This window comes from Streptomyces yunnanensis, assembly GCF_029011865.1.
In the GTDB taxonomy this organism is placed as follows: domain Bacteria; phylum Actinomycetota; class Actinomycetes; order Streptomycetales; family Streptomycetaceae; genus Streptomyces; species Streptomyces yunnanensis.
Genome location: NZ_CP095749.1, coordinates 3,260,668 through 3,282,374, shown reverse-complemented (window position 1 = coordinate 3,282,374; position 21,707 = coordinate 3,260,668). Strand labels below are relative to the sequence as shown.

The 21,707-nt window shown below is 71.7% G+C and carries 18 protein-coding genes, 1 pseudogene and 2 riboswitches; of the genes and pseudogenes, 13 read left to right on the top strand and 6 right to left on the bottom strand.

Annotation, left to right across the window (positions count from 1 at the left end; genetic code table 11):
* Window positions 1-89: 89 nt before the first annotated feature.
* On the top strand, window positions 90-386 hold the full coding sequence (locus MOV08_RS14160; RefSeq protein WP_039632613.1) for a hypothetical protein: 297 nt from the start codon (window positions 90-92) through the stop codon (window positions 384-386).
* A gap of 106 nt (window positions 387-492) precedes the next feature.
* Here the strand turns inward: MOV08_RS14160 and MOV08_RS14155 are convergent, their stop codons facing one another.
* The 4 genes from MOV08_RS14155 to gcvT form a co-directional block, all read right to left on the bottom strand.
* On the bottom strand, window positions 493-1,875 hold the full coding sequence (locus tag MOV08_RS14155) for an L-serine ammonia-lyase (RefSeq protein WP_039632611.1): 1,383 nt from the start codon (window positions 1,873-1,875) through the stop codon (window positions 493-495).
* Between the two features lie 326 nt (window positions 1,876-2,201).
* Complete coding sequence (glyA, locus tag MOV08_RS14150) at window positions 2,202-3,461, bottom strand: serine hydroxymethyltransferase (RefSeq protein WP_275307669.1); 1,260 nt, start codon at window positions 3,459-3,461, stop codon at window positions 2,202-2,204.
* Window positions 3,462-3,527: 66 nt separating this feature from the next.
* On the bottom strand, window positions 3,528-3,905 hold the full coding sequence (gcvH, locus tag MOV08_RS14145; protein WP_275307668.1) for a glycine cleavage system protein GcvH: 378 nt from the start codon (window positions 3,903-3,905) through the stop codon (window positions 3,528-3,530).
* A gap of 151 nt (window positions 3,906-4,056) precedes the next feature.
* Window positions 4,057-5,175, bottom strand: coding sequence for a glycine cleavage system aminomethyltransferase GcvT (gene gcvT / locus MOV08_RS14140; protein WP_275307667.1), 1,119 nt, complete (start codon window positions 5,173-5,175; stop codon window positions 4,057-4,059).
* A 33-nt stretch (window positions 5,176-5,208) separates the two neighbouring features.
* A riboswitch (glycine riboswitch) is annotated at window positions 5,209-5,326 on the bottom strand.
* Window positions 5,327-5,422, bottom strand: a riboswitch (glycine riboswitch).
* A 276-nt stretch (window positions 5,423-5,698) separates the two neighbouring features.
* Between gcvT and MOV08_RS14135 the strand changes: the two genes are divergently transcribed.
* From MOV08_RS14135 to MOV08_RS14095, 9 genes are all read left to right on the top strand, one after another.
* Window positions 5,699-6,496: an AAA family ATPase gene (locus MOV08_RS14135; protein ID WP_275307666.1), complete on the top strand. Its 798-nt coding sequence runs from the start codon at window positions 5,699-5,701 to the stop codon at window positions 6,494-6,496.
* Window positions 6,497-6,620: 124 nt separating this feature from the next.
* Window positions 6,621-7,466 carry an enhanced serine sensitivity protein SseB gene (locus MOV08_RS14130; RefSeq protein ID WP_078875741.1) on the top strand — a complete coding sequence of 282 codons (846 nt, stop codon included), beginning with the start codon at window positions 6,621-6,623 and terminating at the stop codon, window positions 7,464-7,466.
* A gap of 53 nt (window positions 7,467-7,519) precedes the next feature.
* Window positions 7,520-8,308, top strand: coding sequence for an enhanced serine sensitivity protein SseB C-terminal domain-containing protein (locus MOV08_RS14125; RefSeq protein WP_039632603.1), 789 nt, complete (start codon window positions 7,520-7,522; stop codon window positions 8,306-8,308).
* Window positions 8,309-8,708: 400 nt separating this feature from the next.
* On the top strand, window positions 8,709-9,707 hold the full coding sequence (locus MOV08_RS14120; protein WP_039632600.1) for an ABC transporter permease: 999 nt from the start codon (window positions 8,709-8,711) through the stop codon (window positions 9,705-9,707).
* A 79-nt stretch (window positions 9,708-9,786) separates the two neighbouring features.
* Window positions 9,787-11,535 (top strand): ABC transporter substrate-binding protein, encoded by a 1,749-nt coding sequence (locus tag MOV08_RS14115; protein ID WP_275307665.1) that lies wholly within the window; start codon window positions 9,787-9,789, stop codon window positions 11,533-11,535.
* 78 nt (window positions 11,536-11,613) lie between these two features.
* The gene (locus tag MOV08_RS14110) at window positions 11,614-12,624 is read left to right on the top strand and encodes an ABC transporter permease (RefSeq protein ID WP_039632596.1); all 1,011 of its coding nucleotides are present in this window, start codon (window positions 11,614-11,616) and stop codon (window positions 12,622-12,624) included.
* On the top strand, window positions 12,621-13,745 hold the full coding sequence (locus tag MOV08_RS14105) for an ABC transporter ATP-binding protein (RefSeq protein WP_275307664.1): 1,125 nt from the start codon (window positions 12,621-12,623) through the stop codon (window positions 13,743-13,745). The genes MOV08_RS14110 and MOV08_RS14105 overlap by 4 nt, the downstream gene beginning before the upstream one ends.
* Window positions 13,746-13,987: 242 nt before the next feature.
* Window positions 13,988-15,013 (top strand): ABC transporter ATP-binding protein, encoded by a 1,026-nt coding sequence (locus MOV08_RS14100; protein WP_275311777.1) that lies wholly within the window; start codon window positions 13,988-13,990, stop codon window positions 15,011-15,013.
* A gap of 99 nt (window positions 15,014-15,112) precedes the next feature.
* Complete coding sequence (locus MOV08_RS14095; RefSeq protein WP_275307663.1) at window positions 15,113-16,522, top strand: M1 family metallopeptidase; 1,410 nt, start codon at window positions 15,113-15,115, stop codon at window positions 16,520-16,522.
* 4 nt (window positions 16,523-16,526) lie between these two features.
* Here MOV08_RS14095 and MOV08_RS14090 read toward each other — a convergent pair whose 3' ends face one another.
* Window positions 16,527-17,159, bottom strand: coding sequence for a trimeric intracellular cation channel family protein (locus tag MOV08_RS14090; protein WP_039632589.1), 633 nt, complete (start codon window positions 17,157-17,159; stop codon window positions 16,527-16,529).
* 116 nt (window positions 17,160-17,275) lie between these two features.
* Here MOV08_RS14090 and MOV08_RS14085 point away from each other — a divergent pair, with 116 nt between their 5' ends.
* Together MOV08_RS14085 and MOV08_RS14080 are read left to right on the top strand one after the other, a co-directional pair.
* A complete protein-coding gene (locus MOV08_RS14085; RefSeq protein ID WP_039632587.1) occupies window positions 17,276-18,154 on the top strand; it encodes a thioesterase family protein in 879 nt (292 codons plus the stop codon).
* Window positions 18,155-18,359: 205 nt separating this feature from the next.
* Window positions 18,360-19,529 carry a cysteine desulfurase family protein gene (locus MOV08_RS14080; RefSeq protein ID WP_275307662.1) on the top strand — a complete coding sequence of 390 codons (1,170 nt, stop codon included), beginning with the start codon at window positions 18,360-18,362 and terminating at the stop codon, window positions 19,527-19,529.
* A gap of 11 nt (window positions 19,530-19,540) precedes the next feature.
* Here MOV08_RS14080 and MOV08_RS14075 read toward each other — a convergent pair.
* Window positions 19,541-20,111, bottom strand: a pseudogene (locus MOV08_RS14075) (N-acetylmuramoyl-L-alanine amidase).
* A gap of 137 nt (window positions 20,112-20,248) precedes the next feature.
* Here MOV08_RS14075 and mnmA point away from each other — a divergent pair.
* A complete protein-coding gene (mnmA, locus tag MOV08_RS14070) occupies window positions 20,249-21,376 on the top strand; it encodes a tRNA 2-thiouridine(34) synthase MnmA (protein WP_039632583.1) in 1,128 nt (375 codons plus the stop codon).
* Window positions 21,377-21,707 lie beyond the last annotated feature (331 nt).

The following is a 21,707-nucleotide window of genomic DNA, read 5'->3' as shown; positions in this document are numbered from 1 at the left end:
TGTCCTGGGCACCGGTGGCGCCTGTCAGCGCCCGACCGCCACCGGCGCCGCGTCCGCACCCGTACCGACGCAGCACCAGGGGGACCGCAATGAACCAGCCGACGAGCGCTCCGCCCACCACCCGCCCGACCCTCCCGGCCGCCGCCCGCCGCCGCTGCCCCGCCGCCGCGGCCGCCGACCCCACCCCGTGCGACGGCCCGCCCGACGCCGCCACCCTCATCGACCGCCACGGTCGGGAGACGGCCGGCTGCGTCCAGCACTGCGCCCGCCGCCTCCCCGGCCTCGACGGCGCCCGCGTCCACCCGTTCGTCCCCGCCGCCCGGGCCCTGGACATCTACTTCCGGGCCAGCGAACTCCCGCCGTTCGCCTGGGAGATAGGCCGCTAGGGCCTGTCGTCGACCGCGCACCGGCTCCGGCCCGCGAAAACCGCCCCGGGCGCCGCCGGGACGAGGTCTCGGCGGCGCCCGGGGCGTGGCGCGTGGGGTGCGGGGATCAGCACTCGATGATGTTCACCGCGAGGCCGCCGCGGGCGGTCTCCTTGTACTTGACGCTCATGTCGGCGCCGGTCTCCTTCATGGTCTTGATGACCTTGTCGAGGGAGACGTGGTGGCGGCCGTCGCCGCGCAGCGACATCCGGGCGGCGGTGACGGCCTTCACGGCGGCCATGCCGTTGCGCTCGATGCACGGGATCTGGACGAGGCCGCCGACCGGGTCGCAGGTCAGGCCGAGGTTGTGCTCCATGCCGATCTCGGCGGCGTTCTCGACCTGCTCGGGGCTGCCGCCGAGGACCTCGGCGAGGCCGCCGGCGGCCATCGAGCAGGCCGAGCCGACCTCGCCCTGGCAGCCGACCTCGGCGCCGGAGATCGAGGCGTTCTCCTTGAAGAGCATGCCGATGGCGCCGGCCGCGAGCAGGAAGCGGACCACGCCGTCCTCGTCGGCGCCCGGGACGAAGTTGACGTAGTAGTGCAGGACGGCGGGGATGATGCCGGCCGCGCCGTTGGTGGGGGCGGTCACCACCCGGCCGCCGGCGGCGTTCTCCTCGTTGACGGCCATGGCGTAGAGGGTGACCCACTCCATGGCGCGGGCCGGTGCGTCGCCCTCGGCGCGCAGCGCGCGGGCGGCGTTGGCGGCGCGGCGGCGGACCTTCAGGCCGCCGGGGAGGATGCCCTCGCGGGACATGCCGCGGGTGACGCAGCCCTGCATGACCTGCCAGATCTCCAGCAGGCCGGTGCGGATCTCGTCCTCCGTGCGCCACGCCTTCTCGTTCTCCAGCATCAGGGCGGAGATCGACAGGCCGGTCTCCCGGGAGAGCCGCAGCAGCTCGTCGCCGGTGCGGAAGGGGTGCGTCAGGACGGTGTCGTCGAGCTTGATCCGGTCCTCGCCGACCGCGTCCTCGTCGACGACGAAGCCGCCGCCCACCGAGTAGTAGGTCTTCTCCAGGAGGGGGGCGCCCGCCGCGTCGTAGGCGAAGAGGGTCATGCCGTTGGCGTGGTACGGCAGGGACCGGCGGCGGTGCAGGATCAGCTGGGTGGACTCGTCGAAGTCGATCTCGTGCGCGGCGCCTATCTCGGCGCCGAGGAGGCGCAGCCGGCCGCTGGTGCGGATGCGGGTCACCTCGTCGTCGGCGGTCTCGACGTCGACGGAGCGCGGCGAGTGGCCCTCCAGGCCGAGCAGCACGGCCTTGGGGGTGCCGTGGCCGTGGCCGGTGGCGCCCAGCGAGCCGAAGAGCTCGGCGCGTACGGAGACCGTCTGGGCGAGCAGACCGTCCTTCTTGAGCCGACCGGCGAACATCCGGGCGGCGCGCATGGGGCCGACGGTGTGGGAGCTGGACGGGCCGATGCCGATGGAGAAGAGGTCGAAGACGGAGATGGCCACGGGGGCTGACTCCCTTGTCTGCTCGTGGTGGACGGTGGAGCACATCGGGGCAGGACGGGGTGTTTCCGGCCCGACTGTCGAGCGTAACCCGCTCGCGGGGGATTGCCGCCGGACGGGAGGCGGCGGGCGGGGTAAGGGGAGGTGAAGCCGGACGGATCCGGACGGAGCCGGACGGCGGGCGCCGGTGCGCGCGGAGGGTGTCCGGGGCGGGGAAAAGAGGGATGCGGCCGCCGGTCGGGCCGGGGCTCGTCGGGGCGGCGGCGGGCCGGCGGACCGGTCCGCCGCCGCTGGTCACCGGGGGCCGTGGCGCCCCGGCGACCGGCCCGTCACAGCGACGGGTACAGCGGGTACTTCTCCGCCAGGGCGGTGACCCGGGCCTTGAGCGCCTCGCGGTCGTAGCTGGGCTTGAGCGCCTCGGCGATGATGTCGGCGACCTCGCGGAAGTCCTCGGCCTGGAAGCCGCGGGTGGCCAGGGCCGGGGTGCCGATCCGCAGGCCGGAGGTGACCATCGGGGGCCGCGGGTCGTTCGGGATGGCGTTGCGGTTGACGGTGATGCCGACCTCGTGGAGGCGGTCCTCGGCCTGCTGGCCGTCGAGGGCCGAGTCCCGCAGGTCGACCAGGACGAGGTGGACGTCGGTGCCGCCGGAGAGCACCGAGACGCCGTGCTCCTTGACGTCGTCCTGGATCAGGCGCTCGGCCAGGATCCTGGCGCCCTCCAGGGTGCGCTGCTGGCGCTCCTTGAACTCCTCCGACGCGGCGATCTTGAAGGACACCGCCTTGGCGGCGATCACGTGCTCCAGCGGACCGCCCTGCTGACCCGGGAAGACCGCGGAGTTGATCTTCTTGGCCAGCTCGGCGGTGGACAGGATCACACCGCCGCGGGGGCCGCCCAGCGTCTTGTGCGTGGTGGTGGTCACGACGTGGGCGTGCGGCACGGGGGAGGGGTGCAGCCCCGCGGCCACCAGGCCCGCGAAGTGCGCCATGTCGACCATCAGGTACGCGCCGACCTCGTCCGCGATCCGGCGGAAGGCGGCGAAGTCGAGCTGGCGCGGGTAGGCGGACCAGCCGGCGACGATCAGCTTGGGGCGGTGCTCCTTGGCGAGGCGCTCGACCTCTTCCATGTCGACCAGGTTGGTCTTCTCGTCGACGTGGTAGGGCACCACGTTGTAGAGCTTGCCGGAGAAGTTGATTTTCATGCCGTGGGTCAGGTGCCCACCGTGGGCGAGGCTCAGACCCAGGATGGTGTCGCCCGGCTTGATCAGCGCGAACATCGCGGCGGCGTTGGCCTGCGCGCCGGAGTGCGGCTGGACGTTGGCGGCCTCGGCGCCGAAGAGCGCCTTGATCCGGTCGATGGCGATCTGCTCGACGACGTCGACGTGCTCACAGCCGCCGTAGTAGCGGCGGCCCGGGTAGCCCTCGGCGTACTTGTTGGTCAGGACCGAGCCCTGGGCCTCCATGACGGCGACCGGGGCGAAGTTCTCCGACGCGATCATTTCGAGGGTGGACTGCTGACGGTGCAGCTCGGCGTCGACGGCGGCGGCGACGTCGGGGTCGAGCTCGTGGAGGGAGCTGTTCAGAAGCGACATGGGACTTCCTGGAGAGAGGGGGAGCGGGCGGGGCGCCGCGGCCCCGCCCGTGCGGTGGCGGGAGGGTCAGCCGGCGGCGAAGGCGGTGTACTCGTCGGCCGTGAGCAGGTCCTCCGGCTCGCCGCTGATCTTCACCTTGAACAGCCAACCACCCTCGAACGGGGCGGAGTTCACCAGCGAGGGGTCGGCGACGACGTCCTCGTTGACCTCGGTGATCTCGCCGTCCACGGGCGAGTAGAGGTCGCTGACCGACTTGGTCGACTCCAGCTCACCGCAGGACTCGCCCGCGGTGACGGTGGCCCCGACCTCGGGGAGCTGCACGAAGACGACGTCGCCGAGCGCGTTCGCCGCGTGCTCGGTGATGCCGACCGTCGAGACGCCGCCCTCGGCGTTCGACAGCCACTCGTGCTCCTTGCTGTAGCGCAGCTGCTGGGGGTTGTCCATGGCTCGATTCTCCTGTACGCGGGGGTGTGATCGTGAATTGGGGGCCCCTCCCGGCCGAAGGCTGGGGGAGGTCTTGCCCAGTGAGACACGTCGTGCCGGACGCAACAGCGCAGGTCCGCGACGGGCACCGCGGACTCGCCGGCGCCGTCGGCTACTTCTGCCGCTTGTAGAAGGGCAGCGCGACGACCTCGTACGGCTCGTGCGTGCCGCGGATGTCCACCCGGACGCCCTCCGCGCCCGGTGTGGCGTACCCGGCGTCGACGTACGCCATGGCGATCGGCTTGCCGAGGGTCGGGGAGGGCGCCCCCGACGTGACCTCGCCGATCACCGTGCCGTCGGCGTCGACGACCGGGTAGCCGGCGCGCGGCACCCGGCGCCCCTCGGCGACCAGGCCCACCAGCTTGCGCGGCGGGTTCTGCTCGGCGCGCTCCGCGGCCCCTTCGAGCGCCGCGCGCCCGACGAAGTCGCCCTCCTTCTCGAACTTCACGACCCGGCCCAGGCCCGCGTCGAAGGGGGTGAGCGCGGTCGTCAGCTCGTGCCCGTACAGCGGCATCCCCGCCTCCAGGCGCAGGGTGTCGCGGCAGGACAGTCCGCACGGGACCAGTCCGACGTCCCGGCCCGCCTCGGTCAGCGCCTCCCACACCGCGACCGCGTCGGCCGGCCGGACGAACAGCTCGAAGCCGTCCTCGCCGGTGTACCCGGTCCGGGCGATCAGCGCCTGCACGCCGGCGACCGTGCCGGGCAGGCCGGCGTAGTACTTCAGCCCGTCCAGGTCGGCGTCGGTGAGCTTCTTGAGGATGCCGGGGGACTCCGGGCCCTGCACCGCGATCAGCGCGTAGGCGTCCCGGTCGTCGCGGACCGCGGCGTCGAAGCCCGCCTGCCGCGCGGCCAGCGCGTCCAGCACCACCTGGGCGTTGGAGGCGTTGGCGACGACCATGAACTCCCGCTCGTCGAGGCGGTAGACGATCAGGTCGTCGAGGATGCCGCCGTCGGTGGCGCAGATCATCGTGTAGCGGGCCCGCCCGACCTTCAGGGCGCCGATGTTGCCGACCAGCGCGTGGTCCAGCAGCGCGCCGGCCTGCGGACCGGTGACGGTGATCTCGCCCATGTGGGAGAGGTCGAACAGGCCGGCACGGGTGCGGACCGCGACATGCTCCTCGCGTTCGCTGCTGTAGCGCAGCGGCATGTCCCAGCCGGCGAAGTCGGTCATGGTCGCGCCGAGCGCGCGGTGCGTGGCATCCAGCGCGGTACGGCGGGGGGCTTCAGTCATCGTTCCGGGCTCCCAGGCATGGGTGACATGACGGTCTCCCCATCTGTCATCGGAACCTGAGAGGTTCACCGGGAGCCCGCGAACGGGCCCGGTTTGCACCTTGGGTGGAGCCGCCCCTTCAGCCAGGCAGTGGCTCGCTTTTCAGATCTGCCTCGCCCGCGCGGTATAGGGGCCTGAGAGATTCAAGGGAGGACTTGCTCCTTCGGCGCCCCGCCGTGGCGGCCGGGGACTCTCCCGCGCGGATTCAAGCGGCCGGTATGGAGTTGGGCTGGCTGTTGCACGAGTGACCTTCCGGTGTGCCCGTGGCGGCCACATCATTACACGGGATCGCCGGATACAGGAGCCCCGGTCGGCATCCCGTCCCCGCTCACCCGCACCGCGGCCCGGTTCCGGGACCCGCCACCGGACCGCCGGATCCGGTGGCGCCGGGCGCCATCGCCTTGCTGCTCATTACCTTTTCTTGACACTCTGCGGGCAGGTCGGGTCCCGAACCCGGCCTGAGCCGACGGGGAGGGCGATCACGGTGCACAGCGAAGCGGCGTACGCGACGACGACGGGGACGGCACCCGGGCCCGCGCCCGCGCCGGCCGGGCCCCGGGCGGCGCGCCGGCCGCGCCCCACCGCCCGCCCCGACCGGGTCCGGATCACCGACCTCCGCGACGGCGCCCGCGCCCCCCGCACCGCGCTCCACTTCGCGCCCGGCGACCTGATCGTGGTCTCCGGCCTGCCCGGCAGCGGCAAGAGCACCCTGATGCAGCGGGTGCTGCCGACGCTCGACGGCCGCGGCGACCCGGTGTACCGCATCGACTCCCAGGACAGCCGGGAGCGTTGGGAGCGGGGCCGGCTGCGGCACCTGCCGTACGCGCTCTACCGCCCGCTGGTCCGGGCCGCGCACTATCGCGCCCTGCGCCGGGCGCTGCGCTCCGGCGGCAGCGTGGTGGTGCACGACTGCGGGACGCTGGCGTGGGTGCGCCGTTGGCTCGCCCGGACGGCCCGGCGCGACGGCCGGGGCCTGCACCTGGTGCTGCTCGACGTGCCGCCCGGGACGGCGCTGGGCGGCCAACGGGCGCGCGGCCGCGGGGTGTCGCGGTACGCCTTCGCCCGACACCGCCGGGCGGTGCGCCGGCTGGTCGCCCGCGCCGAGGAGGCCCGGCTGCCCGCGGGCTTCCGCTCCGCGGTGCTGCTGGACCGGTCCGCCGCCGGGTTCCTGGAGCGCGTCACGTTCACCGCCCGCGCCGGGGCCGTCCGCGCCCGCCCCGGTGGCGCGCCCGCCGCGGACGCCACCGGCTTCGGGGAGCGGCCCTCGGGGCCCGTCCGGTAGATCACGGCGGGGCCCGGTCCACCGGAGGGGCCCTGGCCCGTTAGGGTCTGACCCACCGGGCGGGCCCGTGGACCCGCCCCCAGGGTCAGGGGCCGGGCAGCGCGGCCAGTAATGGGTGGGTGAGATGAACTATCCGGACAATTACCCGCAGCACGGTGGTCCGGTGCCGGGGCACGTCCCGGACGCGGGGATACCGCAGTTGGCCTGGCCGGCCAACGAGCTGGAGGAGGTGCTGGCCGCGTCGGTCGGGCACCCCGAGGCCGGCGGCCGGATCGTCGAGGTGCTCGGCCGCAGCCGGGTGTGGGTGCCGCTGCCCGACGGCGGCGGCCCGGAGAGCGCCGGCCTCGGCACGGCCGGCCTGGACCTGCCGACCGTCGAGGTCGGCGGCGCCGCCTACGTCCCGGTCTTCAGCTCCGAGCAGGAGTTCCTGCGGGTCGTCGGGCCGCACATGTCGTTCACCGTCGCGCCCGCCCGGGAGTTCGCCCGCGGGCTGCCGCCGCTGCTGGGCATCGCGGTCAACCCGGACGGCACCGTCGGCGTCCCGCTGCCACCGCCCGCGGTGGCCGAAATGTGTCGTGCCGGACGGACCGAACTGGACGGCCCGCAGGGCGGCGGCGCCCGGGTGCGGCTCTTCGAACCGGACTGGCAGGACGAGCCGGTGGACTTCCTGGCCGCCGCCGGCCTGGCGTTCTCCGAGGCCGGCTTCGTGCTGACCGCCCGCCGCGCGCTGGCCAGCGTCGAGGGCGACACGCCGGCGCTCTTCGTCGGGGTGCAGGTGGAGGTCGCCCCGGAGCGGCTGCACGACGGCGGCGCCCGCGACGAGGTGCTGACCGCGCTGGGGCGGGCGCTGGGCCAGGTGCCGGTGCCCTGGCCGGTCCAGCTCGTCCTGCTCGACATCGCCCAGGGCGACCCGGTCGCCGACTGGATGCTGGAGCGCGTGCGGCCCTTCTACACCCGGGACCACTCGTAAGCTGGTGGAACGACGGGCGGGCGCAGGCCCTGCCGGGAGAAGGGACGGACCACGTGAGCGCCGGTGCGCATCAGGGAGCGGCGGCCGACCAGGTCGAGCAGATGCTGCGACAGGTCTCGCCCGGGCGCTATGACGCCTACGAGGCGCTGCTGGGCGCCCTCGCGTACGGGCAGGTCTGGATGCTCCTGTGGCACGGCCGGGCCGGACAACCCGACGCGCAGTACGGCAACATGGAGGTCGACGGGCTGGGGTACGCCCCCTGCGTGACCTCCGCGGCCGAACTCGCCGCCTCCGGGTGGACCCGCGACCACGAACTCGTCAGCGGCCCCGAGATCGCCGCCTCGCTCTTCCCCGACCGCTGGGGGCTGTGGCTGAATCCGCACGCCCCCGGCGGCGGCGTCGGCATCCCCTGGCTCGATCTGCGCCGGATCGCCGCCGGCCTCGACCGGCTGCCCGCCGGACCGCTGCGGATCTCCGAACCGGTCATCGACATCCCGCAGTTCTACGCCCTGCTTGCGCAGAACGCCCACCGGACGCCCCCCGTGCGGTCGTTGCGCCGGGCTTGGGTGCAACCCGCCCTCGGTGCCCCGTATCTGGCGATCGGGCTGGATCTGTACGACACCGGGCAGCCGTCGGTGGACGCCGCGCGGATGATGATCCAGCAGTCGATGGGCGCCGTGCCGGACGGTCTGCCGGTCTCCACGGTCGCCATGAACGACGAGTACGACCCGGTCGGGATGTGGATGCGGGCGTGCGCCCGTCCGTTCTTCGACCGCGACGGCTACGCCCAGCCGCCGGTTCCCGGACCCACCTACGGTTACGGCTACCCGCGCCCCTATTGACGCCGACGGGTGCTCCCCCGGCTGCCGCTCTTGGCCTGAATTCCCCCTTTCCGTACGACCGTTGATGCCCCTTTCGGCCGCCTCGCGCACCGCTGAGTCCGCCCTGGTGTTCGTATAACGGAAAGCCGCGGACCACATCACAGTTACGCATCCATTCACCGTCAGGGCTGGTGAGTGATCGCGACTCGGATGAAGACTCCCGGCATCGAGGACCTCGGTCCTTTGTACGAGCGCCATCCCCCACCGACGTCACGCACGCTTCCGACACGTCCGCAGCGCCAACTCCCGTGCGACCTGGCGGAGATGGCGGCAGGGGGACACACCAGTGAGGTAGAAACCAGGCCGCTACCGCGGCGGGCACAGGTCGGCCACCGTCGGCCGGGAGGGGTTCTGATCCACCGTGACCGCACCGATCGAGACCACCGGGGCCGCTGCACAGGCGCAGCCGGAAGCGGTGCTGGAAGGCGTGGAGAGCAAGCGGATCGAAGGGCGCTCGCTCGGCCAGATCGCCTGGCTGCGCTTCCGCCGCGACAAGGTCGCGATGGCGGGTGCCATCGTTGTCATCCTGCTCATCCTGACCGCCGCGCTCTCCCGGCCCCTACAGCACCTGTTCGGCCTGGACCCGAACCAGCCGCACCAGGACCTGATCGACACCAACACCACGCTTCCCAAGGGCGACTTCGGCGGCATGAGCGCCGACCACCTCCTGGGCGTGGACCCCAAGTTCGGCCGCGACCTGCTCTCCCGGATCCTGGAGGGCTCCTGGGTTTCGCTGCTGGTGGCCTTCGGCGCCACGCTGCTGTCGGTGGCCATCGGCACCGTCCTCGGCGTCGTCGCCGGCTTCTACCGCGGCCGGGTGGACGCGTTCATCAGCCGCCTGATGGACGTCTTCCTGGCCTTCCCGCTGCTGCTCTTCGCCATCGCGATCTCCGCGGCGCTGCAGGGCGGAGCCTTCGGCCTGGACGGTCTGCCGCTGCACATCTCGGTGCTGATCTTCGTGATCGGCTTCTTCAACTGGCCCTACATGGGCCGGATCGTGCGGGCCCAGACCCTGTCGCTGCGGGAGCGGGAGTTCGTGGCCGCCGCCCGCGGCCTGGGTGCCCGCGGGCCGTTCATCCTCTTCCGGGAACTCCTGCCCAACCTGGTGGGGCCGGTCATCGTCTACTCGACGCTGCTGATCCCCTCCAACATCCTCTTCGAGGCGGCGCTGAGCTTCCTGGGCGTCGGTATCCAGCCACCCCAGTCATCCTGGGGCGGCACGCTCACCCAGGCGGTCAAGTACTACGAGGTCGACCCCCAGTACATGATCGTCCCCGGTCTCGCGATCTTCGTCACCGTGCTCGCGTTCAACCTGCTCGGTGACGGTCTGAGGGACGCGCTGGACCCGCGCAGCCGCTGATCCGGCTGCCCGCCCGGCACCTCACTTCCAGCCGTTTCGATCTGACGTTTCTCGACGAACGAAGGGGACACCGAGCATCATGCGAAGGTCACTTCCGGTCGCGACTGTCGCGGCCATCACCTGTGCGGGCCTTTTGCTGGCCGGCTGCGGCGGAAAGGGCTCCTCCGGCAGTTCGGCCGGGGCCAACGCCGCCACCAAGGGCGTCGTCAACGCCTCGGACGAGAAGGGGGGCACCCTCACCTACGCGATGAGCGACGCCCCCGAGTCCTTCGACCCGGGCAACACCTACTACGCCTTCGTCTACAACTTCAGCCGCCTGTACGCGCGTTCGCTCACCACCTTCAAGCCCGGTCCCGGCACCCAGGGCAAGGACCTGGTCCCGGACCTCGCCGAGTCGTTGGGCAAGCCCAGCGACGGCGGCAAGACCTGGACGTACAAGCTGCGCAAGGGCGTCAAGTTCGAGGACGGCAACCTCGTCACCTCCCAGGACGTCAAGTACGCGGTGGAGCGCAGCAACTTCGCCCGCGACATCCTCTCCCTGGGCCCGAACTACTTCCAGCAGTTCCTGGTGGACAACGACGGCGGCTACAAGGGCCCCTACAAGGACAAGAGCAAGGAAGGGCTCAAGTCCATAGAGACGCCCGACGCGCAGACGATCGTCTTCCACCTGAAGAAGCCGTTCGCGGAGTTCGACCAGCTGGTCAGCGCCCCGCAGACCGCCCCGGTCCCGCAGGCCAAGGACAAGGGCGCGGACTACACCAAGTCCGTGGTCTCCACCGGTTCGTACAAGTTCGAGAGCTACCAGGAGGGCAAGAAGCTCACCCTGGTCCGCAACCCGCAGTGGTCCGCCGCGAACGACCCGCTGCGCAAGCAGCTGCCGGACAAGATCGTCCTCAACCTCAAAGTCGCCCAGTCGACCATCGACAAGGACCTCCAGTCCGGCAACACCCAGGTCGACATGGCCGGACGCGGCGTGGACGGCCAGACCCAGGCCCAGCTGCTGACCGACCCCACGCAGAAGGCCAACACCGACAACGCGCTCGGTCAGCGCCTGGTCTACACCGCCATCAACACCAAGGTGGCGCCGTTCGACAACGTCGAGTGCCGCAAGGCCGTCGAGTACGCCATCGACAAGAAGGCCGTGCAGACCGCGCAAGGTGGCCCGATCCGCGGTGAGCTCGCCTCCACGGTCCTGCCGACGGACATCGCCGGCTACCAGAAGTACGACCTGTACCCGCAGAAGTACAACGGCGACAACCTGGACCTGACCGAGGCCAAGGCGCACTGGAAGAAGTGCGGCGCCGGCAACGTCTCCACCACCATCCTGGCCCGCAACGACCGCCAGGACGAGATCGACGCGGCCACCTCGGTGATCGGCTCGCTGAAGAAGATCGGCATCAACGCCAAGCTCCAGCAGTACCCGACCAGCAAGTACTTCTCGGACTACGCCGGCGTGCCGGCGTTCGACAAGTCCAACAACGTCGGCCTGATGATGATGCAGTGGAGCGCCGACTTCCCGACCGGCTACGGCTTCCTCCAGCAGATCCTGCACGGCAAGGCGATCAGCCAGTCCGGTAACTCCAACCTGTCGCAGCTGGACGACCCGGAGATCAACAACCTGCTCGACAGCGCCATCGCCAACACCGACAAGGCCGCCCGCGAGAAGGCGTACGGGGACATCGACCGGAAGGCGATGGAGCAGGCGGCGATCGTCCCGCTGACCTACTTCAAGGTCCTGCTCTACCGCTCGCCCAAGGCCACCAACGTGGTGTCCACCTCGGCCTACAGCGGTGAGTACGACTACCTCAACATCGGCGTCAAGAAGTAGCAGCCCTGGAAGGCAGGTGAAGGCATTGGTGTCCGCGGGCCGGTCGCTCCCGGCCCGCGGCACCGGCGCCGCATCCCCGTGTTCTCGTACATCATCCGCAGGTTGATCAGCGCAGTGATCCTGCTGCTGATCGTCAGCGCGGTCACCTTCGGCATCTTCTTCCTGCTGCCGAAGCTGGCCGGGCAGAGCACCGACCAGCTTGCCCAGCAGTACATCGGAAAGGCCCCCACGGCCGCGGACATCGCCGCGGTGAAGAAGAACCTGGGCCTGGACAAGCCCGTGTACGAGCAGTACTGGGACTTCCTCAAGGGCATCTTCGTCGGCGTCGACTACAAGTTCGGCCCGGAGGCGGCCACGTGCCATGTGCCGTGCTTCGGTTACTCCTTCAAGACCCACATCGAGGTCTGGCCGGAGATCCAGTCCCGGCTCCCGGTGACCCTGTCGCTGGCCGCCGGCGCGGCGGTGCTGTGGGTGCTGTCCGGCGTCGCCACCGGCGTGCTCTCCGCACTCCGCCCCGGTTCGCTCTTCGACCGGATGGCGATGGGCGTGGCGCTGGCCGGCGTCTCGCTCCCGATGTTCTTCACCGGCGCGCTGGCGCTGGCCCTGTTCACCTACCAGTGGCCGGTCTTCCAACGCAGTGACTACGTACCGCTGTTGGACGATCCGGCGGGCTGGGCGCAGACCATGGTCCTGCCCTGGGTCACCCTGGCCTTCCTCTACTCGGCGCTCTACGCCCGGCTCACCCGGGCGGGCATGCTGGAGACGCTGAGCGAGGACTACATCCGCACCGCCCGCGCCAAGGGCCTGCGGGAGCGCCGGGTGGTGATCCGGCACGGACTGCGGGCCGCGCTCACCCCGATCATCACCGTCTTCGGCATGGACCTGGGCCTGCTGCTCGGTGGTGCGCTCATCACCGAACAGGTCTTCTCGCTCAAGGGGGTCGGCGCCTTCGCGGTCGACTCCATCAACGCCAACGACCTGCCCAACATTCTCGGCGTCACCCTGCTCGCCGCGTTCTTCATCGTCATGTGCAACCTGGTGGTGGACGTTCTGTACGCCGCCGTCGACCCGCGGGTGAGGCTCTCATGACCGACTCTTCCGAGGACAAGACCACGGAGGCCGGGCGGCCCGCCGCCGAGCCCGCCCCCGCCCCCGCGCCCACGGCCAAGGCCCCCTCCGCCTTCCTCGACGTGCGGGACCTGAAGGTGCACTTCCCCACCGACGACGGCCTGGTGAAGTCCGTCGACGGGCTGACCTTCAGCCTGGAGAAGGGCAAGACGCTCGGTATCGTCGGCGAGTCCGGCTCCGGCAAGTCGGTGACCTCACTGGCGATCATGGGCCTGCACCGGGCCTCCCGCCAGCAGCGCAGCAAGGTGCGGATGTCCGGCGAAATCTGGTTGGACGGCAAGGAGTTGGTCGCCGCCGACCCGGACGAGGTGCGCCGGCTGCGCGGCCGCGAGATGGCGATGATCTTCCAGGATCCGCTGTCCGCGCTGCACCCCTTCTACACGGTCGGCCAGCAGATCGTGGAGGCGTACCGGGTCCACCACGACGTCGACAGGAAGACCGCCCGCAAGCGCGCCGTGGAGATGCTCGACCGGGTCGGCATCCCGCAGCCGGACAAGCGGGTGGACGACCATCCGCACCAGTTCTCCGGCGGTATGCGCCAACGCGCCATGATCGCCATGGCGCTGGTCAACAACCCCGAGCTGCTGATCGCGGACGAGCCGACCACCGCCCTGGACGTCACCGTCCAGGCGCAGATCCTGGACCTGATCCGCGATCTGCAGAAGGAGTTCGGCTCGGCCGTCATCATCATCACCCACGACCTGGGCGTGGTCGCCGAGCTCGCCGACGACCTGCTGGTGATGTACGGCGGCCGGTGCGTGGAGCGGGGCCCCTCGGACGAGGTGTTCGCCACCCCGCAGCACCCTTACACCTGGGGCCTGCTCGGCTCCATGCCGCGGATCGACCGTGACCAGACCGACCGGCTCATCCCGGTCAAGGGCTCGCCGCCCAGCCTGATCAACGTGCCGTCCGGCTGTGCCTTCAACCCCCGTTGCCCGTACGCGGACGTCCCCAAGGACAACGTCACCCGCACGGTGCGCCCCGAACTGCAGCAGGTCGACGGCCGGCACTTCTCCGCCTGCCACCTGCCGCGGGAGGAGCGGGAGCGTATCTGGACCGAAGAGATTGCGCCGAAGCTTTGACCGAGAAGACTGAGAAGACTGAGAAGCCTGAGGCGACCGCGAAGCCCGAGCAGGCCGAGCGGGTCGAGAGCGCGGAGCAGACCGAGCAGGCCGGGGGCGCCGAGCAGGCCGAGCCGGCCGGGAACGCCGAGAGCGCCGAGAAGGCGGTGAACACGGAGAAGGCCGCGAAGCCCGAGAAGCCCGCGGCGACCCCTGAGGTCGGGCGTGCCGAGCGCTCCGGGCGCGCCGCCCAGGACGAGCCGCTGCTGCGGGTCCGCGGCCTGGTCCGGCACTTCCCGATCACCAAGGGCCTGCTCAAGCGCAGGGTCGGCGCCGTCCAGGCGGTCGACGGGATCGACTTCGACGTCTTCCCCGGGGAGACGCTGGGCGTCGTCGGCGAGTCCGGCTGCGGCAAGTCGACGATGGGCCGGCTGATCACCCGGCTCGACGAACCGACCGGCGGCTCGGTCGAGTTCGAGGGCCAGGACATCACCCACCTGTCCCCGGGCCGGCTGCGCCCGCTGCGCCGCGACATCCAGATGATCTTCCAGGACCCGTACGGTTCGCTGAACCCGCGGCACACCATCGGCGGGATCGTCTCCACCCCCTTCCGGCTCCAGGGCGTCGAGCCCGAGGGCGGGGTCAAGAAGGAGGTGCAGCGGCTGCTGGAGCTGGTGGGCCTGAGCCCGGAGCACTACAACCGTTATCCGCACGAGTTCTCCGGCGGTCAGCGCCAGCGCATCGGCATCGCCCGGGCGCTGGCCCTCAAGCCGAAGCTGGTGGTCGCCGACGAGCCGGTCTCCGCCCTCGACGTCTCCATCCAGGCCCAGGTCGTCAACCTCATGGACGACCTCCAGGAGGAGCTGGGCCTGACCTACGTGATCATCGCGCACGACCTCTCGGTCATCCGGCACGTCTCGGACCGGATCGCGGTGATGTACCTCGGCAAGATCGTCGAACTGGCCGACCGGGACTCCCTCTACGCCTCGCCCCGGCACCCGTACACCAAGGCGCTGCTCTCGGCCGTGCCGGTGCCCGACCCCAAGCGGCGCACCCAGCGCGGCCGGATCCTGCTCAAGGGCGACGTCCCCTCGCCGATCAACCCGCCGTCCGGCTGCCGGTTCCGCACCCGCTGCTGGAAGGCGACCGAGGAGTGCACCACCACCGAGCCGCCGCTGATCCAGTTGCGGACCGGGCACCAGGTGGCCTGCCACCACCCCGAAGACGAGTCGGACAACTCCGGTGCGGTGACCGAAAGTTCGGACGGTAAGGCATCAACCGGGCAGTAACGCCCGACGACTTGGCAAAGTCGCTGGTGAAGACGGACGGGAGAGTGCAGAGTCGGCGCGGTTGTTCATCACGCATCCGCGTACTCGAAGGGACGGCTCATGGCACTCTCCCGTTCTGCGCGTCGCTCCTCCCGTTGGCTCGCCCTGGCCACCGCGGTGGCCTCGGCCGCCACCATCGCCGCGGCCCCCGCGGCCACGCCGGGCGCCCCCGGCATCGGTGACCCCTACTTCCCCGGGTTGGGCAACGGGGGCTACCGGCCCCTCCACTACGACCTCGGCGTCAGCTACCACCCCGACTCCGGCCGGCTGGACGGCAGGACCACGCTGACCGCCCGGGCCACCCAGGACCTCTCCTCGTTCGACCTGGACCTCCAGAAGCTGACCGTCGACCAGGTCCGGGTCGACGGCCGCCCCGCCCGCTTCTCCAGAACCGGCGACGAACTCGTCATCCGGCCCGGCCGCCCGCTCGCCCGCGGCGAGCGTTTCGCGGTCACCGTCGTCTACCACGGCGTCCCCCAGCCGCTCAGCGGCCCGATCGTCTTCGGTTCGCAGTACGGCTGGATGAAGACCAAGGACGGCGTCTTCGTGGCCTGCGAGCCCAACGCCGCCTCGACGTGGTTCCCCTCCAGCGACCACCCGGACGAGAAGGCCACCTACGACATCCGCATCGACGCCCCCAAGGGCCTGACCGGGGTCTCCAACGGGCGGCTGGTGGGCTCCGGCGAGCACGGCGACCGGGCGTGGTTCCACTGGCGCGAGAACCGCCCGATGGCGCCGTACCTGGCCACCGCCACCATCGGGAAGTTCGACGTGCGCACCGGCACCACCCCCGGCGGCACCCCGATCTACGTCGCCACCGACCCGACCCTGCCGACCGGCAAGGTCGACGTCTACGGCGTCACCGCGGCGGCCACCGACTACTGGTCGAAGGTCTTCGGGCCGTACCCCTTCGAGGAGACCGGCGCGATCGTGGACGACATGCCGCAGGCCGGCTTCTCCCTGGAGGTGCAGTCCAAGCCGGCCTACTCCGCCGTCCGCAACGAGACCACCATCGTCCACGAGCTGGCCCACCAGTGGTTCGGCGACTCGGTCTCGGTCCGGCAGTGGAAGGACATCTGGCTCAACGAGGGCTTCGCCACCTATGCCCAGTGGCTGTGGGCCGAGCACAAGGGCACCGCCACCGCCCACGACGCCTTCCGCAAGGCGTACCAGGGGATACCCGCCGACGACGCCTTCTGGAAGATCAAGGTCTCCGACCCGCAGCGGGACACCATGTTCTCCGACGCGGTCTACGAGCGCGGCGCGATGACCCTCCAGGCGCTCCGCGAACGCATCGGCGACCGGGCGTTCTTCCGCCTGCTGCCGGCCTGGACCGCCCGGCACCGCTACGGCAACGCGGACACCGCCGACTTCGTCGCGCTGGCCGAGAAGATCTCCGGGCAGCGCCTGGGCGACCTCTTCCACACCTGGCTGGACACCCAGAGCCGCCCCGCGCTGTCGGAGCGGTGACCGGCTAGCCGGCGTCCTCGCGCCCCCGGCCGCGCAGCTGCTGCGGCCGGGGCAGGTGCAGCCCCAGATAGAGCGCGCCCATCCGGAGTGCGAACACCAACCCCGCCGAGACCACCGCGGCGGGGTTGGCCCCGGCCCCGAGGCGGTCCATCAGGAGATAGCAGCAGGCGCCGGCCAGCGCCGCGATGGCGTAGACGTCCTCGCGCAGCAGCAGCGGCGGGAACTCCCCGCACAGCACATCGCGGATGACCTCGCCGGCCACGCCGGTCAGCACCGCCAGGATGATCACCGCGAGCGGGGTGGCGCCCGCCGAGATCGCCGCCCGGGCCCCTATCACCGTGACCACGGACAGTCCGATCGCGTCCACCACCAGCAGCGACTTCCGCGGCAGCGACCAGAAACGCAGATAGACGATGGTGCCCACGCCGACGCAGATGATCACCGTCAGCAGTACCCAGTCGTGCGTCCAGTACAGCGGCCGCCGGTCCAGGATCAGATCGCGCAGGGTGCCGCCGGAGATGGACGCGGCGAAGGCGAGGACGAGGCCGCCGAACGGGTCCATGTTGGCGCGGTAGGCCGCCAGCACGCCGCTCGCGGCGAAGGCCGCGACGCCGATCAGGTAGAGCACATGAAGCATGCGGTCATGATGACAGCCGCGGAAGCGGCGGCTCCGGCCGCGTTCCCCGTCCGTCGCCGTTCCGTTCCTTGAAATTGACACTACCGGTCGGTAATAAAGCCGTGTAGCGTGCCGACATGGCATCGGTGACCGTAGGAAACAGCGAGTTCGACCGCGACACCGCGGTCACCCGGAGCGCCCCGGGCGTCTACGACGCGCACCTCTCCGAGGGCTGGACGATCATCAACGCCGTCAACGGCGGCTACCTCCTCGCTCTCATGGGCCGCGCCCTGGGCGACGCCCTGCCGCACCCGGACCCGCTCACCGTCACCGCGCACTACCTGACGGCCTCGGTGCCCGGCCCCGCCGTCGTCCGCACCGAGGTGATCCGCACCGGCCGCACCCTCTCCACCGGCGCCGCCACCCTCGTCCAGTACGCCGACGACGGCAGCGAGGTCGAGCGGATGCGGGTGCTGGCCACCTACGGCGACCTCGCAGCCCTCCCCGACGACGTCCGCACCACCGCCAAGCCCCCGGCCATCCCGCCCTACGAGCACTGCCTGGGCACCTCCCCCACGCCTGAACGGCGCGGGGGGACCCCCATGGCCCCCGACGGCCGCCCGGCGATCCCCGGCAGCACCGCGATCGCCGGACGTCTGGACCTCCGGCTCGACCCGGCGACCGTGGGCTGGGCGGTCGGCGCCCCGTCCGGCAAGGGCGAGATGCGTGGCTGGTTCGGCCTGGCCGACGGCCGCGACCCCGACCCGCTCTCCCTCCTGCTGACCGTCGACGCGCTGCCGCCCACCGCCTTCGAGCTGGGCCTGCGCGGCTGGGTCCCCACCGTCGAGCTGACCTGTCACGTCCGCCACCGCCCGGCCCCCGGCCCGCTGCGGGTCGCCATCACCACCCGCAATCTGGCCGGCGGCTTCCTGGAGGAGGACGCCGAGGTCTGGGACTCCGAGGACCGCCTGGTCGCCCAGTCCCGCCAGCTGGCCCGCACGATCCTGGTGCAGTAGCCGCGCCGCCCGGCGAACTCCCGCACCGTCGGGGGTGGTTGGCCCGGCGCCTCCTGTGCATGTCGCAGGGGTGGACCGGGCGGCCCGCAGGGCCGACGGGACGGGGCACCGCGGAGCCGCCGCGGCCCGATCAGGTCGTGCGCCCTGCGGAATGCGCCCCCGCGCGGGGTACGCGCCCCGGGGTGGCTCGTAGAATCAGCGCACCATGGTTTACCTCGACCACGCCGCCACCACCCCGATGCTCCCGGAGGCGGTGCAGGCGATGACCGCCCAGCTGACCGTCACGGGCAACGCGTCCTCCCTGCACGCCGCCGGCCGGCGGGCCCGGCGTACCGTCGAGGAGGCGCGGGAGTCGCTCGCCGCCTCCCTGGGCGCGCGGCCCAGCGAAGTCGTCTTCACGGCGGGCGGCACGGAGGCCGACAACCTCGCGGTGAAGGGGCTGTACTGGTCCCGCCGGGCCGCCGACCCGGCCCGCACCCGGATCCTCGTCAGCCCCGTCGAGCACCACGCCGTCCTGGACGCCGTCGAGTGGCTCGCCGAGCAGGAGGGCGCCACCGTCGACTGGCTGCCGGTCGACCAGTACGGCCGGGTGCACGCCGAGGCGCTGCGCGAGGCGATCGCCCGCAACCCCGCCGACGTCGCGCTGGCCACCGTGATGTGGGCCAACAACGAGATCGGCACCGTCCAGCCGATCCGCGAACTGGCCGAGGTGGCACGGGAGTTCGCGATCCCGCTGCATGCCGACGCGGTCCAGGCGGTCGGCCAGCTGGACGTCGACTTCGCCGCCTCCGGACTGGCCGCGATGACCGTCTCCGGCCACAAGATCGGTGGCCCGTACGGCATCGGCGCGCTGCTGCTGGGCCGGGAGCACGCCCCCGTGCCCGTGCTGCACGGCGGCGGCCAGGAACGCCACGTCCGCTCCGGCACCCTCGACACCCCCGCGATCGCCGCGTTCGCCGCGGCCGGCCGGCACGCCGTGGCGCACCGGGAGGAGTTCGCCCGCGAGATCGGCGCGCTCCGCGACGACCTGATCAAGGCGGTGCAGGCGGCCGCCCCCGACGCCGTCCTGGGCGGCGACCCGGACCCGGCCGGCCGCCTCCCGGCCAACGCCCACTTCACGTTCCCCGGCTGCGAGGGCGACTCCCTGCTGCTCCTCCTGGACGCCCAGGGCATCGCCTGCTCCACCGGCTCCGCCTGCACCGCCGGCGTCGCCCAGCCCAGCCACGTCCTGCTGGCCACCGGGATGTCCCAGGACCTCGCCCGGGGCACCCTCCGCTTCTCGCTCGGCCACACCTCCACCGCGAAGGACGTGGCGGCCCTCGCGGAGGTCATCGGCCCGGTGGTGGAGCGCGCCCGGGGCGCGGGGCTGAGCTAGGTCGTGCCCGGCTACGCCCGGCCCGCGGGGCGGCGCAGCTCCGCCCGGACCAGCGCCAGATAGCGGACCCAGTCCCAGTGCGGCCCGGGGTCGGTGTGGTCCGTCCCCGGGACCTCGATGTGACCGACGACGTGCTCCCGGTCGGCCGGGAAGTCGTACCGGCGGCAGATGCCGGCCGTCAGCCGGGCCGACGCCGCGTACATGTCCGGGGTGAAGGACTCCGGCCGGTCCACGAATCCGGCGTGCTCGATGCCCACGCTGCGCTCGTTGTAGCCGCGGTTCCCGGCGTGGAACGCCAGGGCGGTTGGCCTGTCGGTAGTTCGCCGGGGAGGCGGCCGACCGCCCCCAAGTTCTCGGCTTCGCTCGAACAGGGAGGTACCCCCTCGCACCGGCGAAGTCGACCTCGCCCTCCTTCCAGGGGCGGCCGTTCCCCGGCAGCTGCGCCCACCAGTACGCCAGCTCCTCGCGGGCCACGACCGCCGCCGCCCCCGCGGCCACCGCGGCACCGCCGCCGAGCAGCAGCCCCCGGCGCCGGGTGAGCCGCCTCCCGGCGCGCTTCCCGTCGTCCGCCGCCCCGTCCACCGTGCCCGGGGACGTCGACTCCGCGTCCCGCGCGTCGTCCGCCGCCGTGTCCTGAACGCCCTGCACGCCCTCCACCTCTCCCACGCCTCCACAACGCTTTCCGGGCGCCGTCCGGTTCCGTCTACTCTGGAGGGGCTATGACTGATGCCGCCGCCCCCCGCCGCCTCCGCGTCCTCGCCGCCATGTCCGGCGGGGTCGATTCCGCCGTCGCCGCGGCCCGCGCCGCCGAGGCGGGCCACGACGTCACCGGCGTCCACCTCGCGCTGTCCGAGAACCCCAAGTCCTTCCGCACCGGGGCCCGCGGCTGCTGCACCATCGAGGACTCGCACGACGCCCGCCGTGCCGCCGACGTCATCGGCATCCCCTTCTACGTCTGGGACCTCGCCGAACGCTTCCGCGAGGACGTCGTCGAGGACTTCATCGCCGAGTACGAGGCCGGCCGCACCCCGAACCCGTGCCTGCGCTGCAACGAGAAGATCAAGTTCGCCGCCCTCCTGGACAAGGCGCTCGCCCTCGGCTTCGACGCGGTGTGCACCGGCCACTACGCCCAGGTGATCCTCCGCGAGGACGGCTCCCGCGAGCTGCACCGCGCCACCGACATGGCCAAGGACCAGTCCTACGTCCTCGGCGTGCTCGACGACCGCCAGCTGGCGCACGCCATGTTCCCGCTCGGCGACACCCCCACCACCAAGACCGAGATCCGCGAAGAGGCCGCCCGGCGCGGCCTGTTCGTCGCCAAGAAGCCCGACAGCCACGACATCTGCTTCATCGCCGACGGCGACACCCAGGGCTTCCTCGCCAAGCGACTGGGCAGCGCCGAGGGCGACATCGTCGACGAGTCCGGCACGAAGCTCGGTACCCACGAGGGCGCCTACGGCTTCACGATCGGCCAGCGCAAGGGGCTGCGCATCGGCACCCCGGCCGCGGACGGCAAGCCGCGCTACGTCCTGGACATCTCCCCGGTGAACAACACCGTCACCGTCGGCCCCGTCGAGTCCCTGGACGTGACCGCGCTCACGGCCATCAAGCCGCGCTGGTGCGGCCGCCCGCCGGCCGACGGCCCGGCCGTCTACACCGCCCAACTGCGCGCCCACGGCGGCGAGACCGAGGTCACCGCCGAGGTGGTCGGCGAGGAGCTGCGGGTCTCCTTCACCGAGCCCGTGCGGGGCGTCGCCCCGGGTCAGGCCGTGGTCCTGTACGACGGGACCCGCGTGGTGGGTTCGGCCACCATCGCCACCACCCGCCGGGCCGCTTCGGTGGCCTGAGAAGGGCCGACTCGGCCGGACCGTCCGCGACACGCCGGACGCGGCTGAGACATCTGACACACCAGAGGCGTCTGAGGCTCGTGTGGCGTGTAAGGCTGTCCGAAAGTGAGCGCACGCACCGTGTCACAACGACCCGTCCGGGCCGGGCCCGTCCCTTCGGGGGCAGGCCCGGCCCGGTTTTTGCCACCCCGAAAACCGGTGGGAAGGTTTCCGATTTTGTTGCGTCGGTGGCGTGAATTCGGTACTGCCGAACGCTTAAATTCACGTCGCCGTGACGAACGCTCTCCCAACCCCCCTTGTCCGGCCAGATCGTGAGCTGGTACACCTAGTC

What these genes read in the sequence shown, in the direction of transcription:
- MOV08_RS14160 (WP_039632613.1), top strand. Translation starts at nt 90, where the DNA reads ATGAACCAGCCGACGAGCGCTCCGCCCACCACCCGCCCGACCCTCCCG.
- glyA (WP_275307669.1), bottom strand. Translation starts at nt 3,461, where the DNA reads ATGTCGCTTCTGAACAGCTCCCTCCACGAGCTCGACCCCGACGTCGCC.
- gcvH (WP_275307668.1), bottom strand. Translation starts at nt 3,905, where the DNA reads ATGGACAACCCCCAGCAGCTGCGCTACAGCAAGGAGCACGAGTGGCTG.
- gcvT (WP_275307667.1), bottom strand. Translation starts at nt 5,175, where the DNA reads ATGACTGAAGCCCCCCGCCGTACCGCGCTGGATGCCACGCACCGCGCG.
- MOV08_RS14130 (WP_078875741.1), top strand. Translation starts at nt 6,621, where the DNA reads ATGAACTATCCGGACAATTACCCGCAGCACGGTGGTCCGGTGCCGGGG.
- MOV08_RS14115 (WP_275307665.1), top strand. Translation starts at nt 9,787, where the DNA reads ATGCGAAGGTCACTTCCGGTCGCGACTGTCGCGGCCATCACCTGTGCG.
- MOV08_RS14105 (WP_275307664.1), top strand. Translation starts at nt 12,621, where the DNA reads ATGACCGACTCTTCCGAGGACAAGACCACGGAGGCCGGGCGGCCCGCC.
- MOV08_RS14095 (WP_275307663.1), top strand. Translation starts at nt 15,113, where the DNA reads ATGGCACTCTCCCGTTCTGCGCGTCGCTCCTCCCGTTGGCTCGCCCTG.
- MOV08_RS14090 (WP_039632589.1), bottom strand. Translation starts at nt 17,159, where the DNA reads ATGCTTCATGTGCTCTACCTGATCGGCGTCGCGGCCTTCGCCGCGAGC.
- MOV08_RS14085 (WP_039632587.1), top strand. Translation starts at nt 17,276, where the DNA reads ATGGCATCGGTGACCGTAGGAAACAGCGAGTTCGACCGCGACACCGCG.
- MOV08_RS14080 (WP_275307662.1), top strand. Translation starts at nt 18,360, where the DNA reads ATGGTTTACCTCGACCACGCCGCCACCACCCCGATGCTCCCGGAGGCG.
- mnmA (WP_039632583.1), top strand. Translation starts at nt 20,249, where the DNA reads ATGACTGATGCCGCCGCCCCCCGCCGCCTCCGCGTCCTCGCCGCCATG.